The 17678-nt window shown below is 38.8% G+C and carries 18 protein-coding genes; 6 read left to right on the top strand and 12 right to left on the bottom strand.

What is annotated here, in order from left to right:
- Window position 1: 1 nt before the first annotated feature.
- Genes ACF3OC_RS07075 through ACF3OC_RS07060 form a run of 4 tightly spaced genes read left to right on the top strand, consistent with a single transcriptional unit; the run spans window position 2 to window position 3323 of the window.
- On the top strand, window positions 2-1204 hold the full coding sequence (locus tag ACF3OC_RS07075) for a molybdopterin molybdotransferase MoeA (RefSeq protein WP_094282442.1): 1203 nt from the start codon (window positions 2-4) through the stop codon (window positions 1202-1204).
- A gap of 3 nt (window positions 1205-1207) precedes the next feature.
- The gene (gene moaC / locus ACF3OC_RS07070; protein WP_094282441.1) at window positions 1208-1690 is read left to right on the top strand and encodes a cyclic pyranopterin monophosphate synthase MoaC; all 483 of its coding nucleotides are present in this window, start codon (window positions 1208-1210) and stop codon (window positions 1688-1690) included.
- Window positions 1668-2285 carry an NTP transferase domain-containing protein gene (locus ACF3OC_RS07065; RefSeq protein WP_094282440.1) on the top strand — a complete coding sequence of 206 codons (618 nt, stop codon included), beginning with the start codon at window positions 1668-1670 and terminating at the stop codon, window positions 2283-2285. The genes moaC and ACF3OC_RS07065 overlap by 23 nt, the downstream gene beginning before the upstream one ends.
- Window positions 2286-3323, top strand: coding sequence for a HesA/MoeB/ThiF family protein (locus ACF3OC_RS07060; protein ID WP_094282439.1), 1038 nt, complete (start codon window positions 2286-2288; stop codon window positions 3321-3323). It begins immediately after the preceding gene.
- 29 nt (window positions 3324-3352) lie between these two features.
- Here the strand turns inward: ACF3OC_RS07060 and ACF3OC_RS07055 are convergent, their stop codons facing one another.
- From ACF3OC_RS07055 to ACF3OC_RS07010, 10 genes are all read right to left on the bottom strand, one after another.
- Window positions 3353-4270: a bestrophin family protein gene (locus tag ACF3OC_RS07055; RefSeq protein ID WP_094282438.1), complete on the bottom strand. Its 918-nt coding sequence runs from the start codon at window positions 4268-4270 to the stop codon at window positions 3353-3355.
- Window positions 4271-4296: 26 nt separating this feature from the next.
- On the bottom strand, window positions 4297-4809 hold the full coding sequence (locus tag ACF3OC_RS07050; RefSeq protein ID WP_094282437.1) for a molybdopterin-dependent oxidoreductase: 513 nt from the start codon (window positions 4807-4809) through the stop codon (window positions 4297-4299).
- 5 nt (window positions 4810-4814) lie between these two features.
- Window positions 4815-7208 (bottom strand): FdhF/YdeP family oxidoreductase, encoded by a 2394-nt coding sequence (locus ACF3OC_RS07045; protein WP_094282436.1) that lies wholly within the window; start codon window positions 7206-7208, stop codon window positions 4815-4817.
- A 21-nt stretch (window positions 7209-7229) separates the two neighbouring features.
- On the bottom strand, window positions 7230-7580 hold the full coding sequence (locus tag ACF3OC_RS07040; protein WP_094282435.1) for a DUF7009 family protein: 351 nt from the start codon (window positions 7578-7580) through the stop codon (window positions 7230-7232).
- Window positions 7577-8452 (bottom strand): formate dehydrogenase accessory sulfurtransferase FdhD, encoded by an 876-nt coding sequence (fdhD, locus tag ACF3OC_RS07035; protein WP_094282434.1) that lies wholly within the window; start codon window positions 8450-8452, stop codon window positions 7577-7579. The genes ACF3OC_RS07040 and fdhD overlap by 4 nt, the downstream gene beginning before the upstream one ends.
- 45 nt (window positions 8453-8497) lie before the next feature.
- The gene (locus tag ACF3OC_RS07030) at window positions 8498-8917 is read right to left on the bottom strand and encodes a molybdenum cofactor biosynthesis protein MoaE (RefSeq protein ID WP_256962639.1); all 420 of its coding nucleotides are present in this window, start codon (window positions 8915-8917) and stop codon (window positions 8498-8500) included.
- Window positions 8918-9160, bottom strand: a complete 243-nt coding sequence (locus tag ACF3OC_RS07025) for a MoaD/ThiS family protein (RefSeq protein WP_094282433.1) — start codon at window positions 9158-9160, stop codon at window positions 8918-8920. It lies immediately after the preceding gene.
- Between the two features lie 9 nt (window positions 9161-9169).
- Window positions 9170-9919 (bottom strand): sulfite exporter TauE/SafE family protein, encoded by a 750-nt coding sequence (locus tag ACF3OC_RS07020; RefSeq protein WP_094282432.1) that lies wholly within the window; start codon window positions 9917-9919, stop codon window positions 9170-9172.
- A gap of 84 nt (window positions 9920-10003) precedes the next feature.
- Entirely contained in the window at window positions 10004-10537 is a 534-nt protein-coding gene (locus ACF3OC_RS07015) for a GNAT family N-acetyltransferase (RefSeq protein WP_094282431.1), read from the bottom strand.
- Between the two features lie 48 nt (window positions 10538-10585).
- Entirely contained in the window at window positions 10586-11569 is a 984-nt protein-coding gene (locus ACF3OC_RS07010; RefSeq protein ID WP_094282430.1) for an alpha/beta hydrolase, read from the bottom strand.
- A gap of 290 nt (window positions 11570-11859) precedes the next feature.
- Between ACF3OC_RS07010 and ACF3OC_RS07005 the strand changes: the two genes are divergently transcribed.
- Together ACF3OC_RS07005 and ACF3OC_RS07000 are read left to right on the top strand one after the other, a co-directional pair.
- On the top strand, window positions 11860-14388 hold the full coding sequence (locus ACF3OC_RS07005; protein WP_218824020.1) for a DUF1549 domain-containing protein: 2529 nt from the start codon (window positions 11860-11862) through the stop codon (window positions 14386-14388).
- Window positions 14389-14442: 54 nt separating this feature from the next.
- A complete protein-coding gene (locus ACF3OC_RS07000; RefSeq protein WP_094282429.1) occupies window positions 14443-15864 on the top strand; it encodes a DUF1501 domain-containing protein in 1422 nt (473 codons plus the stop codon).
- Between the two features lie 17 nt (window positions 15865-15881).
- Here ACF3OC_RS07000 and ACF3OC_RS06995 read toward each other — a convergent pair whose 3' ends face one another.
- Together ACF3OC_RS06995 and ACF3OC_RS06990 are read right to left on the bottom strand one after the other, a co-directional pair.
- Complete coding sequence (locus ACF3OC_RS06995; RefSeq protein ID WP_094282428.1) at window positions 15882-16697, bottom strand: family 16 glycosylhydrolase; 816 nt, start codon at window positions 16695-16697, stop codon at window positions 15882-15884.
- Between the two features lie 43 nt (window positions 16698-16740).
- Complete coding sequence (locus ACF3OC_RS06990) at window positions 16741-17619, bottom strand: response regulator (RefSeq protein WP_094256939.1); 879 nt, start codon at window positions 17617-17619, stop codon at window positions 16741-16743.
- Window positions 17620-17678 lie beyond the last annotated feature (59 nt).

Here is a 17678-nt window from a genome sequence, read left to right as displayed (position 1 = left end):
GATGGACATGATTACGGTAGAACAAGCTGAAAAGATAATTCTAAATGAAATCCGAGATTTTGGAATAGAGACTATCCCTATAAACGAAGCATTGGGAAGGGTTTTGGCAGAAGATCTATTCTCGGATCGAGATCTCCCTCCATTTGACCGTGCGACTGTGGATGGTATTGCCATAAAGTATGAAGCTTTTCAGAAAGGAATTCAAAGCTTTAGAATCAAAGGAACTCAAGCGGCTGGAGAAGTGCCTATTTCTGTGGATTCTAAGGAGGAATGTATTGAAATCATGACTGGTGCAGCATTGGACCAATCTTTAGATACCATAATCCGATATGAGGATATAACGATATCGAATGGGATTGCAACATTACAAACAGAAATTATCAAGGGGCAAAACATTCACCCTAAAGGGAAAGATAAATTGAAGGACGAAGTTTTGGTTTCGACAAATCAAATTATTACGCCTGCTATCCTAGGAATTGCGGCTTCAATTGGGAAAGTCAATATTCAGGTAAAGAAATTGCCAAGGGTTGCTATTATCTCCACAGGCGATGAAATGGTTCCTGCGGACACTGAACCAACAGCTTTTCAATTACGTCGGTCCAATGGAATCAGCATTCGATCGGTTCTAGAGAGGTATAAAATTGATGCTGATTCATTTCATTTGAATGATGATTTGGAGGATATTAAAAAGTCCTTAGAACAGTTTTTAAAGGAATACGATGTCCTGATCTTAAGTGGTGGTGTTTCCATGGGTAAATACGATTACTTACCGACAGCATGTTTAGCACTTGGCATTGAACAGTTATTTCATAAAATAAAGCAAAGACCGGGGAAACCATTTTGGTTTGGAAAGAATAAGGGTGAGAAATTAATATTTGCTTTTCCTGGTAATCCGGTTTCTGTTTTCATGTGTCTGCATCGGTACTTTATTCCTTGGTTAGAGAAATCCTTACAAGTACAAGGTAGTTCACCTGTAAAGGCCGTTTTACAAAACGATATTGATTTTTCACCATCCTTACAATATTTTGCTCAAGTAAAACTTAGGGTAAATGAATTGGGACAATTAAGTGCAGAATCTGTCCATAGCAATGGGTCTGGGGATTTTTCACATCTTGCTGAGACCAATGCCTTTATGGAGTTACCAATGGAATGCCATAGTTTTAAGAAAGGAGAAATCCACAAAGTATGGATTTATAATTATTAGATAATGACTGATTTTTCACATATCAATAAAAAGCAACAGCCAGGAATGGTCAATGTGACTGCGAAAAAAGTGACTCGTAGGAAGGCTATTGCGATGGCAATAATCGAGCTCCCTGCGGATGTAATGAAGAAATTGCTGGAAGTAAATTTCAACACGGCGAAGGGGTCGATTATTCAGACAGCGATTATTGCAGGCATAATGGCTGCCAAGAAAACTGGCGATTTGATTCCATTGTGCCATCCAATTGGATTGGAAAATTGTGAGATTGATATACAGTTTGATAAAAATCAAAGCAGCTTGAGTATATTTTCCACTGCTGAAGTAGAATCGAAAACAGGTGTCGAGATGGAGGCATTAACTGCAGTATCAATTGCTGCACTAACGATCTATGATATGTGTAAGGCATTAAGCCATGATATTATCATACGCGAGATTAAATTGATGGAAAAAACTGGAGGGAAGAATGATTTCAGAAGAGCAGAATAATGTCCCAGAAATCTATGGTTTGGTCTTAGCAGGAGGCAAAAGCCGCCGCATGGGCAGGCCCAAGGATTTGATGGATTGGCACGGAAAGGAGCAACGCTATTTTGCAGCCGATTTATTATCTGAATTCTGTGAACAGGTTTTTATTTCGTGTCGAGAAGATCAATTGAAAGACTTTGATTCCCATTATCAATCCTTGACCGATAGCTTTTTGAATATGGGTCCATTTGGAGGGATCATGTCTGCATTGCATGCTCATCGAGACAAAGCTTGGTTGGTTGTTGCCTGTGATCTTCCATTATTAGATCGCGAAACCTTAAATAAATTGGTGGAAAACCGAGATTCTGATAAAATAGCTACAACCTATAAAAGTCCTTTTGATGGTCTTCCGGAACCCTTGATTAGTATCTGGGAGCCGAAAAGTTTTGGGAGTTTACTGAATTCATTGGAAAAAGGAATTACCTGTCCGAGAAAGGTTTTGATTAATGGGGATATCTTGATTTTAGAACCTACAAGCCCCGAGGCATTGATGAATGTGAATAGTCCTGAGGATGCCCTAAAAGCGAAACAGGTTCTAAAGGATGAAGGGGAAAAATAGATGGATAGCAATTTTGAAAGATATCATTGTCAGATTGCCTTGCCAGGTTTTGGAAATAAGGGTCAGCAGCAACTTCAACAGGCAAAAGTACTTTTGATTGGTTTGGGAGGACTTGGATGTCCTGCAGCACAATACTTAGTTTCGGCAGGTCTTGGAATCCTTGCTTTGCTGGATGATGATATTATTTCACTTTCCAATTTACACCGCCAAATCCTTTATACTACTGAAGATATCGGAAAGTTGAAAGTTGAAATCGCGGCAAAGCGATTAAGCCTTCAAAATCCAGAGACTACCATTATTCCAATTCCTGAACGTGTTACCTCAGACAATATAATTCAGCTTATTCAAGACTATGACCTTATTATTGAGGGAACCGATAATCTTGAGACGAAATGTTTGATCAACGATGCATGCGTTATTGCAGGGAAACCATTGGTCTATGGCGCTATATATCAATTCGAGGGACAAGTCAGTATTTTTAATGTTAAACAGGAAGATGGAAGTTATTCAGCGAATTATCGGGATGTCTTTAAGAATGCAGAAGAAACGGAGGTCCCAAATTGCCGTGAAGGTGGGGTTATTCCTTCATTAGCAGGAATTGTCGGTTGCATGCAGGCCAATGAAGCACTCAAATATTTAACAGGTATGGATACTCTTGCTGATAAGTTATGGTTGTTTGACGCTAGTTTTGGTAGTGCCAGAACCATAAAATTGAAGAAAACCGATATAGAAATCAAAACCTTAAAACCCAGCACTCCTACGGTTTCTTTTGAAGAATTTAATCGTCAAAGACCGAGTTTTAGTTTAATAGATGTTCGGCAAGCGGAAGAGCATCAAACTTTCAATTTGGGTGGAAAAAATATTCCTTTGGATAAATTAGAATCCCATTTTCAAGAACTTTCTGAAACCGAGGGTAAACTATTGTTTTACTGCCTTTCCGGAAAAAGAAGCATTGAAGCAGTCAGAAGAATAAAAGCTATCTACCCAAAACTAGAAGTCTTTTCTTTAAGAAATGGCATTCAAGATCTGAAAAGATAATTGCTTTATTAACAACCTAATCCGAAACTCTAGTCTATTATTTCTCGAAATGGTTGAGTTGTTTTAGTAATTGGATTACCCGCTATTTCCTGAATAGTGTCTTCAATCATTTCACTCATGCTATTTAAGGCAAGATCATTCGCCTCAGCACCAAATGGCTCTTCAATTTCATCAGCAATCGCTTCAAATGCCACAAAAGTATAAGCTATAAAAACTACTATTAGAGGCATAAACCAACCCAAGGAGTCCACCAATCCAAATGGTAGCATAGCACAATAAATATAAATGGTGCGGTGCAACAGGACACTATAACTGTAAGGCAAAGGAGTAGAAATAATTCTTTCACATCCACCTACAATATCGGACAGTTTATCTAGGTTCTCATCCATTCTTGCTTGTTGAATGGAGTCAATCCTTCCTTCCATTTTGGCCTTTCTTATTTTCTCAGCCATCAACCTCATAATAATTACAGGTTTATATTTTGCAGTTTGCACAAGTTCAAAGTCCACTACTGATAGTCTTTTCTGCAAATCCTCTTGAGGATCAGTCCCACGCAGTTCATGCTTTAATGCAAACACAAAACAACTGATCAATCCAATAAAATCGGAAGTAAAGGCTTTATCAGGTTCGGTATTATTCAAAGTAAGAATCTGCCTTGTCAAAGATCTTGAGGTATTCAGCAATGCCCCCCACAACTTCCTTCCTTCCCAAAAACGATCATAACTGGCATTATTTCTAAAACCAAGGAATAATGCGAGGACAAAACCAAATAAGGTTAATGGCGTAGGATTTAAAGGAACCTTAAAATCTAAAAAAGTACCGTGGAAGTAAGCTACCACGATCGAAAAGACTAGAAGTAGCAATAAACGCGGAACCAAGGAAGGTAATACCGATCCATGCCAAACAAAAAGCATCTTGAACCAATGCTCTTTCTTTCTAATAATCATATTGAAATTACTGTTAGCGGATAAATTTATTCTTTTACTTTACCGAGAATCAAAGTTTCTACTTGGTAAGAGCTACGGGCAGGTTTTTTCTCACCTTCTGCAACGATGCGAAGAGGTCCTCGATTTTCTGCTATTGCTTTCCCATCCATTTTATCGGCGAGAATAACATTTTTATCAGCAATCGATGGATCTAATTCTGCCAAGGAAAATAAAACTTGATAACCATCTGAGCATTTTACCAAAAGGTATTTTGACAACTCTTCTCCTCTTAAATCCTTACCTGTAGGCACGCCTGCTTTTAGTAGAATCTCCCTTAAGGAAACTCCCTCATAAACATGTTTTCCACCATCTTTATCAAGCAATACAGCCTCTTTTCGAGGCATTCCTTTAAGGTCTGCCAAGGATAATTCCAAGGGCTTCTCAATTTCTCCTGATACTTTTAGCTTAAACTGCGCAAAAGCAGGTGCGATTCCAATTGCCAAAAGTAGGACTAATGTGCTGAATCTCCTTAAATAAATGTTTTTTAAGAGGTCTTTCATATAAATTATGGCCTTTGAATAGCTCCTTGATACAACATTTGATCTACTTTTTTATAGACTTCAGGATCATGTTTCTTGATCTTAATCTTCACATATTTTGATGCCGGCATATTACTCTCCTTGACTACATTGTTCACTGAAACCAAAACATTTGTTTCCGGGAAATAAGTCATGGTATTTTTCTCAGGAATCTGATAGGATACAATGATAAATAAAGGTGCTATACGTTCAATTCCATCATCAAAATTATAGAGGTCAACCTTGTCCCCTGCTTTGAAACCAGCTTTATCAATATCTTTCTGATTCATAAAAACTACGCGTCGCTCATTTTTGATACCGCGATACCGATCATCCAAGCCGTAGATCGTGGTGTTAAATTGATCATGGGTTCGGGTGGTTGCCATCATGTATTCATCCTCAGCTAACGTATTATCAGGGATCTCAGTCAGGGTAAATGGTGCTCGACCATCCAATTTTTTAGAGAAATATTGTTTATCACGGGCAGCATTCGGTAAGTAAAAACCACCTTTCTCCCGAACACGAACATTATAGTTTTCAAATCCAGGAATACATTTTTCAATATCATCGCGAACAGCATCATAGCTATCATGGAATCTTTGCCAATTGACGACCGAACGATCGCCCAAAGTTGCCATAGCCATTCGGCAAACAATCTGAGTTTCATTGATGAGGTTATCCGAAACGGCATCCAACATCCCCTTCGACTGTTGAACCACCCCCATCGAGTTTTCAGTAGAGATAATCTGGAGCTCACCATTGACAATATCCTTATCACTACGACCATAGGTAGGCAGGATAATAGCCTCTTTTCCATGAACAAAATGCCCACGGTTCAACTTGGTCGAAACACAAACCAATAAATTAAGCTTGCGTAAAGCATTTGCAGTATATGTGGTATCTGGAGTTGCAGAAAGGAAATTCCCACCCATACAGAACATTACCTTGATTTTACCTTCATGCATGGCTTTAATTGCCCGTACCACATCATAGCCATGCTTTCTAGGAACTTTAAATCCATAGTGATTTTCCAATCGATCCAACTGTTCGTCAGTTGGTTTTTCATCAATCATCATGGTTCTATTACCCTGAACATTACTATGACCGCGAACAGGACATACCCCAGCACCAGGAATGCCTATGCTACCCTTCATGAGATGGATATTCAGGATTTCACGGATCATATCAACTCCGTTAGGTTGTTGGGTTAAACCCATCCCCCAGCTGAAGATTATCCGTTTCTTAAAAGCAATCATCGCGGCAGCTTCATAAATCAAATCTTTTGAAACACCTGATAATTCAGCTAAGTGATCCAAATCATAATGATCAAATTGCTTAAGAAACTCATCGAAACCAACAGTTTTATTATCTATAAATTCCTGATCAAAAACAGATCCTGGACTTTTCTTTTCAAATTCAATCAATAATAGTTCAATAGCTTTCAATAAAGCCATATCGCCATTAATCTTCACTGGTAAATATAAATCTGCCAATTTCACTCCCCCTTCCAACACTCCTAAAACACTTTGGGGGTCTACGAAGCCCATCAGGCCAGCTTCTGGTAAGGGATTGATAGCTATGATCTTGGCGCCGTTTTTCTTTCCTTTCGATAATGCACTCATCATTCGGGGAGCATTGGTTCCAGGATTCTGACCAATGATTATGATTAGATCAGTAACATGAAAATCCTCCAATGTCACAGTTCCTTTTCCAATCCCGATTGTTGGTCGTAAGGCTGAACCAGAAGTTTCATGACACATATTGGAACAATCTGGCATATTGTTCGTACCATATTCCTTTGCGAATAATTGGTAAACAAAGGAGGCTTCATTGCTGGTTCTACCAGAGGTATAAAAAGCAGCTTCATCCGGAGAGGACAAAGCATTATAGTGCTCAGCAATTTTCCTGAACGCATCATCCCAACTTATCGGTTGATAATGGGTAGCTCCTTCTGGCAGATACATAGGGTCAGTCAAACGACCTAATTTCCCAATTTGATAATCATCAAGTTTTGCGAGGTCATTCACGGAGTTTTCCTTAAAAAACTGTGGAGTCACCCTTTTACTGGTTGCTTCCTCAGCCAAGGCCTTAGCCCCATTTTCACAGTACTCACCAAGAACTGAACGTTCATCATCAGGATCCGGCCAAGCACAACTAGGACAATCAAAACCATCCATCTGGTTCATTTTAAATAATGCTCGCCCACCACGGAGAATAGTTTTCTCCTCAAATAAATCACTGAAGACCGCCAATACCGCAGGAATACCCGCTGCCTTCTTCTCCACATGAGTAAGTTTTAAATCAAGTAAACGGAATGGGTTTTCCGCACTCGGCTCTGATTTAATTTCCTGCTCTATTATTTTTTTATCTAATTCTTCCATGGCCTCACATTTTTAGGATGATCAACATTTTAGATTTGGATTCGGATAGTTATCACTCTGATCCTCATCAGTATTATCAATACAAACAAAATCCTTTTCAATTAATAATTTCACTTGCCCAGATATACCGTCAAATCCCACCGTATCCGTATTTTTCAGTTCCTCAAGAAATTCCACAGGAATTTTCATCGTAATTCTATTATCAATAAAATCAGCTGATAAATCCGTTCCCTCAAAGCGTTCTACAGCATATTCAAATGGTTTGTCCAAAAACTGAGTGGATCTTGAAATAACACCATTATCGTATAACTCTGCAACTTCAGACTGGGTCAGACGAAGTCTAACGGAATTATCTTTTATTCTAATCTTCATATCAAATTATTAATAGTTAGAGTTTCTGCTTGATGGTAAATATTAAATCTATCCGAACCAAGGAAACCCAATAAAGTAATGTCAAATTCTTTCGCCAAACTGATAGCAAGGCTTGATGGCGCTCCTATCGCAGCAATGATTGGTATTCCAGCCATGGCAGCCTTTTGTACCAGCTCAAAGCTAGCACGACCACTCAACAACAAAATCCTGTTTTGAAGAGGTAGTTGATTGTTCATGAAAGCATAGCCAATCAACTTATCTAAGGCATTATGCCTGCCAACATCCTCCCGGAGGCCAAGTAAGTTCCCTTCAAAATCAAATAGTCCAGAGGCATGAATTCCTCCTGTAGAACTAAAGTTTTGTTGAAAAGATCTCAATTTATCCGACAACCCATATAGTAAATCTAATTCAATGGTTGAATTCTCTTTTTGAATTTTTAAGAATGGATTCACCGTCCGTATTGATTCAATAGATCCTTTTCCACAAACCCCACAACTGGAGGTTGTATAAAAATTACGGTCTACATTCATCAATTGCGGATGGATTCCTTCATTCAATTCAACAATAATAATATTCTCCGTGTTTTTTGAGCATTCGGATTGAGGATTTTGAATGCTTTTTACTTGATTAGAACTGGATAGAACACCTTCTGTAAATAAAAATCCTACAGCCAATTCTGGATCATTTCCAGGAGTTCGCATAGTTACTGATAGGTTTTTTGAAACTCTCTCTTCAGCATTTCCATATAGCACCCTTATTTCAAGGGGCTCTTCCACAGAAACATCATCCTGAAATTGAAAACTACTGGAATTCTTAACTTTTATGATATCCAATCTTTGGATTGAACTGTTTTTCAGGGTCTCTGCTTTCATCACTCCTCAAGGCTTATCTCTTAAATATACGAAATTTTTAACGAATTATGGGTGAGCTGAAACCCACTCTGCACCATCTTTAAAAACTTCTTTTTTCCAAATTGGCACGGTTTCTTTCAAGGTATCAATGATATAACGGCAAGCATCAAAAACAGATTCGCGATGACCATCATTGACCACGATAATCACCGCTACATCGCCAGGATACAAAACCCCAATCCGATGATGAATAACAACATTGCGAACTGCAAACTTCGCTATCGCAGATTCAGCAATCTTCTTCATTTCCTTGATTGCCATAGGCTCATAACATTCAAACTCAAGCCTTACAACTTCCTTACCTTTGGTCTTGCTTCGAACAGAACCAATAAAAGTTGCCACTCCGCCACTTTCTAAATCTTTAGAGATCTCTAAACAGGATAGCAAATCCAAAGCTTGATTTGAAATTTTTAATTCTATCATCATTTAGCCCCCACTAACCGGCGGAATTACCGCAATTTCATGTAAATTGGAAATCTCCTGATCCTCATTAGCATATTCTTCATCCAACGCAATCATATAGGATTTGAGACTCTTCATCCTTGGAAACTTAGCCTCAAGAATATCTCTTAATCCCCTGACAGTCAAACCTTCATCAACATCAATCTCAATAGATTGGTTTCCAAAAATTTCACGTACAATTCCAAATCCTAATACCTTAATTTTCATATTCTTCCTCTACCAATATTTTATCAACACATTTATTCCAGCAATCAAAACTAGAACCGCTGTTACCCTTTTTATCACCAATGGATTCCATTTCAATGACATCCTTGAACCCAGCTGGCCTCCTATCAGAACCGATAGACATAAAATGGAAATTCTCGAAAAGTTCATTTCCACAGATAATTTCGATAGTTGACCAAGGATTCCCGAGATGGAGTTCATTAAAATAAAAACACTTGAACAAGCAGCTATTTTTCTAGCCGTATCCCACCTCATCAGGTTTAGCAAAGGCGATAAAAAAATCCCACCACCTATACCTACCAAACCCGAAAGAAAACCTATACCTCCACCTAATAAACTATTCTTTACCAAACTTGGTTTTTCCGCGGATGCTATTTCTTCAGCTGTCGATGGTTCTGTTTTCACCCATAACAAGATAGCAGCAATGATTAAGGTAATTCCAAGAATTAAAAAGAAAGTTTCCTGGCTTAGCTTGACAATAGCTCCTAAAAAGGCCATTGGAACACTGATAATGGCTAGGGGAAGTATTTTTCTCCAATCTATCTGCTTGTTTTTATAATAAATAATCACTCCACCTATTACCACTATCACATTACAAATCAAGGCAGTAAGGCGAATTTCCTGATATGGCAAACTATAAACTGCTAGCACAGCCAAATAACTGGAGCCACCACCAAATCCTACAGATGAATATACAAATGCAATCATCAAAAAGATGAATATGAGCTCCCAATGTTCCATAGATAATACTTGATTCAAGAAAATAATTCATGTCAAAAACCTGAATTATTAACCGCTTCTTCAATTTACTAAAGTTTAAGGGAATTACTCATAAAATTCGGAAGGATATTGGACTATTCCTCTGACTCCCTGGAGTGCATTTGGAATTAACTCGATGATCATGCAGTTTTCATCAGGCACCTCAAATGGAAGTTTAATATCAAAATCTTGTGCTTTTCGGTATCCAAACCGAGGATAATAATCCTCATGACCCAACAAAACAATTGAATCATAACCTAATTCTTGCGCCCTCTGATGGGCAAAATGCAGCAATTGGGAACCAATTCCCTGGCGTTGATATTCAGGTAATACAGCAACTGGAGCAAGTGCTAGCGTAGAATGCTTAGATTCATTGTCAGACAGGATTTCAACCTTTGTCAATAAAATATAGCCAACAATGCGTTCTTCAATCTGTGCGATTAAGGCTAAGTCGGGAATAAAACCTTTGGATAAACGCAAGCGATCAACAAGAAACTGTTCTTGATGATCGCTCATTTCTTCATTTTCAAAAGCTCTTTCTATTAATTCAGAGATTGCTTGAATATCACTTTCTTCTTCCCTTCTTATAATTAGATCCATATTCCAAAGGACAGATTATCTTTTTAAAATTTTAAGAAAGGTACAGTCCTAATAATTTCCAAATAAGGCTCTTTTAAGACCTAGAGCAGCTAATTCTGTAGAAAATTTAACCGCTTCGATATGATCCAAAGGATTTAACAAACCATAATCATGGATAAAGCCATTATAGGTTTGAATTGTCGTAGGGACTCCTGCTTCATCCAGTTTTCTTGCATAAGCCAAACCTTCATCATAGAGAATGTCATTTTCTGCCAACTGCACCAAAGCTGGCGGCAAGCCCTTCAATTCTTCTATACTGGCATTAAACGGAGTCGCATAGTATTCTTTTCTTTTGCTGACATCAGGCAAATAGTTATCCCACATCCATTTCATCATATTCGAGGTCAGAAATCTACCTTCTGCATATTTAGTCCAGGATTCACGTGAGAAATCCGCATCTGTGACTGGCCATAACAACAATTGGAACTTGATCTTAGGTCCAGCTTTAACTTTCGCCATTAAACAAGTAACCGCAGTCATATTTCCACCCACACTATTTCCAGCAACCGCAAGGTTGCTTCCATCGACGCCAATTTCATCGCCATTCTCAGCCACCCATTTTGTTGCAGCATAAATTTCATTGATAGCTACAGGATATTTCGCTTCTGGAGAAGGCGTGTAGTCAACAAAAACAGCTGCAGCGCCAGAATGAACAACCAGATCGCGAACCAACCTTTTATGTGTCGGATAATCACCCAATATCCAGCCTCCACCATGAATAAAGATAAATACCGGAAGTTTCTCATTTTTAGCATTTTCAGGCTTCACCACATGGATATTAACAGTAATTCCATCTTGACTAATCTTTCTTTCAGATTCACTAATACCTGAATAGTCTACTTTGACAGATTTCTGCGCATCAACCAGTACTTGACGTGCATCCTCCGGAGAAAGGGTTTCTAAAGGTTCTCCTCCACTATTGTTAAGTTCACCTAAAAATTCACGGATTTGTACAATTATTTGTGGATCTTTTTCAGCTTTTTCGTGTGACATATTTTTCAGTTTTTTTCAAAAATTCATTCTTAATGAGTACCTACCATAAGGTAGTCACCCATTTATTACAACAGAAAACCCTGACTTTTGTTGAAAAAGAAATGAATCTAAGCTTTTTACCCCTAAGTATTCTTTTCCAAGCATTTTAGCAGAAAAGAAAGATAATCAAACAGTCTATACCCTTGATTTTCACTTCCAAACAACAAAATTTTTACATGAAGGTACAGGATGGTACTTGTTAAATAATACTTAACTTTAATGTATCTCTGGTCATCAAAAAAGGACCAAACATGTATAAACCGAAGTTTCAAAAGATTTTTAACATCAATAAATCCGCATTGCTATTCGTGGCCTTGATGCTTATTTCATGGAGCATAATGGCACAGGAAGCTACTGTGGAAGTAGTGGAAGAGGTCAGCAAAGATGCAGACCCCTGGTGGGGATGGGTATTTTTAGGCAGGCTACACCCCATGCTAGTCCATTTCCCCGTTGCCTTAATTTTGGTAGCTGCATTCATGGAATTAGCAAAATTGAGAACCTTTCAATCTAACCTGCGATCTGGAATCAATTGGTTGATTTATGTAGGCGCTGCTTCTGCTCTGTTTGCAGCAGTCTTGGGTTTATTCCTCGCCAATACAGGCAGCTATGCAGGTGAAACATTCGAATGGCATCAATGGTCCGGAATAAGTACAGCAGTCTTTAGCTTATTAACAGCAATATTTCTGTGGAGCATAACCAAAAAAGATAAAAAAGGACTTATCCCTTTCTATCGTTTTACTTTGGTATTGAGTGTCCTCAGTATTTTTATGGCAGGTCATTTTGGGGGCTCTTTAACTCATGGTCAGGATTATCTATTGAGTACCACTCCTTGGGCTCCTAAAGACGATAGCCTTGGCGAACTGGCAGGTGCGGCTCCATCAGCAGAATTTGATTTTGCATCCTACTCTTCTGAATCAGATAGCCTTTCCGAAGAGCAACAAGTGAATCTGAATCTAGCCGTTCGCACTATATTTGCCCATCATTGTTTTCAATGTCATGGCAGTGATAAGACTGAAGGTGAGTTGCGTCTGGATCAAAAGGACTTGGTATTCAAGGGTGGTGAATCCGGAAAAGTAATTATCCGGGGCGATTCAGAGCATAGTGAACTCCTTAGACGTGTTTCTCTCCCACCTGGCCATAAGGAAGCGATGCCTGGAAAAGGAAAACCGCTAGGTGAAAAAGATATCGCCGTTATCAAATTATGGATTGATAAAGGCGCACCATGGCCCGATAATATTAAAGGAATTTTCCCTAACGCGCCATTAGCACCTAGAAAACCAGAGTTACCCCCTATTTCGGCGGGATTAGAAAATCCTATCGACCGCTTGGTGAATGTTTATTTCCAGAAAAACGGAATAAAATGGCCAAATCTGATTGATGATAGAACCTATATCCGTCGGGTTTACTTTGACCTGATTGGTTTACCACCTACCGAACAAGAATTAAAGAATTTCTTAGCCGATGGAAATCCAGATAAGCGAAATAAGCTTGTTGAATTCTTATTGGCAAAGGATCAAGAATATGCTACTCATTGGACGACATTCTGGAACGATCTTTTGCGAAATGATTATACCGGAACCGGATATATTACTCAAGGTAGATTTAATATCTCAGATTGGTTATTTAAATCCTTGCAAAGCAATAAGCCATACAAGCAGTTTACCATGGAGTTATTGGACCCAACAGAAGAATCCAAAGGATTTATCAAAGGGATAGCATGGCGTGGTGCTGTAAACAGTAGTCAAACGACTGCAATGCAAGCTGCCCAAAATGTATCGCAAGCCTTGCTTGGGGTGAACCTTAAATGTGCTTCTTGCCATGATAGCTTTGTCAGTGATTGGAAGTTGGATGATGCCTATGCCTTTGCCAATATCTTCTCTGAAGAAGCCTTAGAAATCAACCGTTGTGATATTCCCACTGGAAAAATGGCGGACACCCGCATCTTATGGCCTGAACTCGGAAATATCACTAAAACCGCATCTGTAAAAGAAAAGTCTCAAGAACTATCCAATATCTTGACGCAACCTGAAAATGGACGCCTGTATCGAACATTGGTTAATCGTATCTGGGCTCAATTGATGGGCCGAGGTATAGTTTCACCAACTGATGAAATGGATAAAAAACCTTGGAGTGCGGATCTTTTGGACTGGATGGCTGTTAATTTTGTTGAAGAAGGCTATGATATCAAAAAATTATTATACCTGATTACCACTTCCAAGACTTACCAGCTACCTTCTATCGGTTTAGCCGACCAGGCAGCCATCAATGCCGAGAGCTTCGTCTTTAAAGGCTTATTGAAAAAGAAATTAACAGCTGAGCAGTTTTCAGACGCCTTAAGCACCGTGGTTTCGCCTGTTTATTCGGTAGAATCCCTAAAATATAACCCATTAGCTGATCCTAAGGCTTATATGGACGCCTCCGCATTTGTTCGTGCCGCACTGGTTCAGAATGATCCATTTCAAACAGCCCTGGGAAGACCTAGTCGCGAAAATATCATCAGCGTGCGTGAAGGACATGTCACCTTATTACAGGCAATGGAACTTACAAATGGCACGAAATTAAACGAAACCTTGATTCAAGGAGCAAAAAGATGGGTCTCGCAATACAAGGATCCTAATGAAATGATTCAAGCGATATATGGCCAAACTTTAGGGAGAAAGCCTTCCAGCGATGAATTAAAGATTGCCAACGAACTATTCGAAGGAAAAGTTGATGAAGATTCCGTTCAGGAATTGCTTTGGGCAATTGTGCTATTGCCAGAATTCCAATTCATCGAATAGAGTTGAACATATAACAGAGTGATCAAACAGAATTAATGAGTAATGATATAAGCGATGAAACTGAATTTTAATAGAAGGGACTTTTTGAAAACTGCAGGAGCAGGAACATTGGCAGCATTAGCGGCAGGCTCGCCCTTGTCATCCATCTTATCTTCTTGTTCTCGCGGTAGCAATTCCACTGCTGACAGTGTTATATTACTGTGGATGGCTGGCGGAATGGCACATACCGAAACCTTCGACCCTAAAAGGTATACTCCATATGAAAAAGGATTGGATTCAAATAAGGTGCTAAGCACTTTTAAATCTATTCCAACTGCATTGGATGGAATCGAATTTTCAGAAGGCTTGGAATCAATCGCTGCATTAATGGACAAAGGGACCTTGATTCGGTCTTATATGGCTGCGGACTTGGGACATATCCTTCATTCCAGACATCAATATCATTGGCATACCTGTTATGAACCGCCTCAAACCGTTGCAGCACCACATATAGGCTCTTGGATCGCGCAAGAATTAGGACCTAAGAACCCTGTAATCCCTGCCTTTATCAATATTGGACAAAGAATGACCGTTGGGGAAGCGGAAGAGCTGAAAGCTTTTCATACTGCTGGAATATTAGGCAGTGAATTTGGACCTTTCATGATTCCAGATCCTTCATCAGGATTAGACTCAGTGAAACCACCAGCTGGCATGTCATTCAGTCGTTTTGAAAGACGAAATCAGTTATACAATGAATTGCTCAATAAAAATCCCATTGGAGAATTTGGTAGTGACTATCAAAAAGAATCCTTCAAAAGATCCATGGAGCAAGCTTATAGATTATTAAAATCACCAGAAGCCAAAGCCTTTGACCTTGCCTCGGAACCCAAGGAAAGCTATGACATTTACAATACCGGAAAATTTGGACTGGGTTGCTTAATGGCAAAGCGCTTGGTTGAACAAGGAGCACGTTTTATTTCCGTTACTTCCGAATATGAACCCTTTATGGGCTGGGATACCCATGAAAATGGTCATACCCGAGCGAAAGACATGAAAAAATTAATTGATGCCCCTATTGCCCAATTATTGAAGGATTTGGGAAAAAGTGGTCATCTCGATCGTACTCTGGTGATTTTGGCTAGTGAATTCAGCAGGGATATGCTGATGGAAGGTAGACCAGGTGCAGAAGTATTACACCAGGTAGATCAACCAGATGTCATCAATGACATCAAAAACTATGGTATGCACCGCCATTTTACAGATGGTAGCTCCATATTGATGTTCGGCGGTGGAGTAAAGAAAGGATTTGTCTACGGAAAAACAGCAGATGAACGCCCTTGCAAGACCATTGAAAAACCTATCCGCATTGAAAGAATCCATCAATCCATATATCATGCTCTTGGCGTTGATCCTCAAAAACATGTGGTGGTTGAAGGTAGACCATTTTACACTACTCCAGACGGAGTGCATAAAGCAGAATTAGAACTGTTTATTTAATTCCTTAATAACCAATTCTATTTTTGATAAACCCGAACATAATCGATCATATAGCTATGAGGGAACAAACTGTCATCAATTCCTTTTTGGCCTCCTAGCCCTCCTCCTATTGCTAAATTTAGAAGCAAGTGGAACTTTTGATCAAAGGGCCATTCCGCAGGAGTTTTTCCTTCATTCTTGAAATTGAAATAAAGCTTTTTATCGACGAAAATCTTAATTTCGTTGGCATCCCATTCCAATATATAAGTATGAAATTTTTCATCGGCATCGGCTACTCTCGTGGACTTCCCTTTCTGTGTACCAATCATATGATTATAGCTCTCTGTATGCACTGTTCCCAAAACTGTGTCCGGATCTGAACCTACATATTCCATAATATCGATTTCTCCACTTTTAGGCCAACCCCCATAGGTATCCTCCGAAGGCATCATCCAGATAGCTGGCCAGGTTCCATTGCCACTGGGAACCTTCGCTCGGATTTCAAATCTTCCATATAACCAATCTCCTTTATACAAGCTGCGTAGACGGGCTGAAGTATATTTTTTACCCCCAGCATCCTGTCTTTTGGCAGTAATGGTCAAGAAACCATTTTTCACGTAGGCATTTGAAGTGTCCTTATCCGTATAATGCTGCGCTTCATTATTCCCCCAATTATAGGCATTCCCTTTTGTATCAAAACTCCACTTCGTGGAATCTGGCAATCCAACATAATTAAACTCGTCTTGCCAAACTAACTTCCACTTCTTATTCCCTTTACTCACTTTCTGAGCAAAAACCGAGAAAATCAGGCAGGATAGAAAAAGGGTTAATGAAACCTTTAGAAACGTCTTCATAGTGTGTGATTATAAAACAAACATACTAAATTCCCAAAGGGAATTAACAGGCAAATGAATTCCCATTTTCTACAACATTGATATAATTGCTGGGTCTCATTCCAAAATACTTGTAGAAATCTCTTGAGAAATTAGATTGTTCAGAATAGCCAACCATACTAGCAATTTGAGATACCGTGAATTTCTTCAATAACAAAAGCTCGGCAGACCGTTCTAATTTTGCCTGTTTTATTAACTCATTAGGTTTTAGTTGAGTATACTTACTGATTTTTCGATAAAGGGTTGGACGTGATACATTCATTAGCTTTGCCAATAGATTTACGGACACATCCATATCCGAAATACTTTCCTCAATAATAGAATAAAGTTTATCCATAAATTGATCTGCAGGATGAGTTCTCAAGGATTTTTTAGTATAAATCGAAGGACTGCTGCTGAAGTAGTTCTTTACTTTCTGCCTGTTGAAAAGGATATTTTCAATTTGAGCTTTTAGAAAATCAAGTGAAAAAGGCTTTTCTATATAGGCATCAGCCCCACTATTCAGAACCTGAATTTTCATTTCCAGTTCTTTGTGAGAGGTTAAAAAAACTACGGGGATATGAGAAAACAAAGCCGTGGACTTAATGGTTCTACACAAGCTTAAACCATCAGTTCCAGAAATAACAACTTCTGTAATAACCAAATGTATTTTATGTTGGTTCAGGATTTCATCGACTTCAGAAGCATTTGAAGCACGCAAGATTACATATTGAGATTTCAGTTCCTTGTTCAGATTAGCGAGTAATTCCTTATCATGATCAACCAGTAATATCACTGGCATTTCCATTTCATACTTATTGATTACGGCTTCTTTTTTCCTGTTTGTCGACAGATTTAGTAGACTGGATTGACTATTGCTTAAAATTGTAGAATTTGTACTCATAATCGATAAAGTTTACAAAAGTTTAATTAGTTAATCTAGGTATATACCTAATTTACAAA

Source organism: Sphingobacterium cellulitidis (genome assembly GCF_043187465.1).
Taxonomy (GTDB): Bacteria; Bacteroidota; Bacteroidia; order Sphingobacteriales; family Sphingobacteriaceae; genus Sphingobacterium; species Sphingobacterium cellulitidis.
This window is presented reverse-complemented; position numbering and strand designations above follow the sequence as displayed.

What these genes read in the sequence shown, in the direction of transcription:
- ACF3OC_RS07075 (WP_094282442.1), top strand. Translation starts at nt 2, where the DNA reads ATGGACATGATTACGGTAGAACAAGCTGAAAAGATAATTCTAAATGAA.
- ACF3OC_RS07065 (WP_094282440.1), top strand. Translation starts at nt 1,668, where the DNA reads ATGATTTCAGAAGAGCAGAATAATGTCCCAGAAATCTATGGTTTGGTC.
- ACF3OC_RS07000 (WP_094282429.1), top strand. Translation starts at nt 14,443, where the DNA reads ATGAAACTGAATTTTAATAGAAGGGACTTTTTGAAAACTGCAGGAGCA.
- ACF3OC_RS07060 (WP_094282439.1), top strand. Translation starts at nt 2,286, where the DNA reads ATGGATAGCAATTTTGAAAGATATCATTGTCAGATTGCCTTGCCAGGT.
- ACF3OC_RS07055 (WP_094282438.1), bottom strand. Translation starts at nt 4,270, where the DNA reads ATGATTATTAGAAAGAAAGAGCATTGGTTCAAGATGCTTTTTGTTTGG.
- fdhD (WP_094282434.1), bottom strand. Translation starts at nt 8,452, where the DNA reads ATGAAAGCAGAGACCCTGAAAAACAGTTCAATCCAAAGATTGGATATC.
- ACF3OC_RS07015 (WP_094282431.1), bottom strand. Translation starts at nt 10,537, where the DNA reads ATGGATCTAATTATAAGAAGGGAAGAAGAAAGTGATATTCAAGCAATC.
- ACF3OC_RS07045 (WP_094282436.1), bottom strand. Translation starts at nt 7,208, where the DNA reads ATGGAAGAATTAGATAAAAAAATAATAGAGCAGGAAATTAAATCAGAG.
- moaC (WP_094282441.1), top strand. Translation starts at nt 1,208, where the DNA reads ATGACTGATTTTTCACATATCAATAAAAAGCAACAGCCAGGAATGGTC.
- ACF3OC_RS07010 (WP_094282430.1), bottom strand. Translation starts at nt 11,569, where the DNA reads ATGTCACACGAAAAAGCTGAAAAAGATCCACAAATAATTGTACAAATC.
- ACF3OC_RS06995 (WP_094282428.1), bottom strand. Translation starts at nt 16,697, where the DNA reads ATGAAGACGTTTCTAAAGGTTTCATTAACCCTTTTTCTATCCTGCCTG.
- ACF3OC_RS07025 (WP_094282433.1), bottom strand. Translation starts at nt 9,160, where the DNA reads ATGAAAATTAAGGTATTAGGATTTGGAATTGTACGTGAAATTTTTGGA.
- ACF3OC_RS07050 (WP_094282437.1), bottom strand. Translation starts at nt 4,809, where the DNA reads ATGAAAGACCTCTTAAAAAACATTTATTTAAGGAGATTCAGCACATTA.
- ACF3OC_RS06990 (WP_094256939.1), bottom strand. Translation starts at nt 17,619, where the DNA reads ATGAGTACAAATTCTACAATTTTAAGCAATAGTCAATCCAGTCTACTA.
- ACF3OC_RS07020 (WP_094282432.1), bottom strand. Translation starts at nt 9,919, where the DNA reads ATGGAACATTGGGAGCTCATATTCATCTTTTTGATGATTGCATTTGTA.
- ACF3OC_RS07040 (WP_094282435.1), bottom strand. Translation starts at nt 7,580, where the DNA reads ATGAAGATTAGAATAAAAGATAATTCCGTTAGACTTCGTCTGACCCAG.
- ACF3OC_RS07030 (WP_256962639.1), bottom strand. Translation starts at nt 8,917, where the DNA reads ATGATGATAGAATTAAAAATTTCAAATCAAGCTTTGGATTTGCTATCC.
- ACF3OC_RS07005 (WP_218824020.1), top strand. Translation starts at nt 11,860, where the DNA reads ATGTATAAACCGAAGTTTCAAAAGATTTTTAACATCAATAAATCCGCA.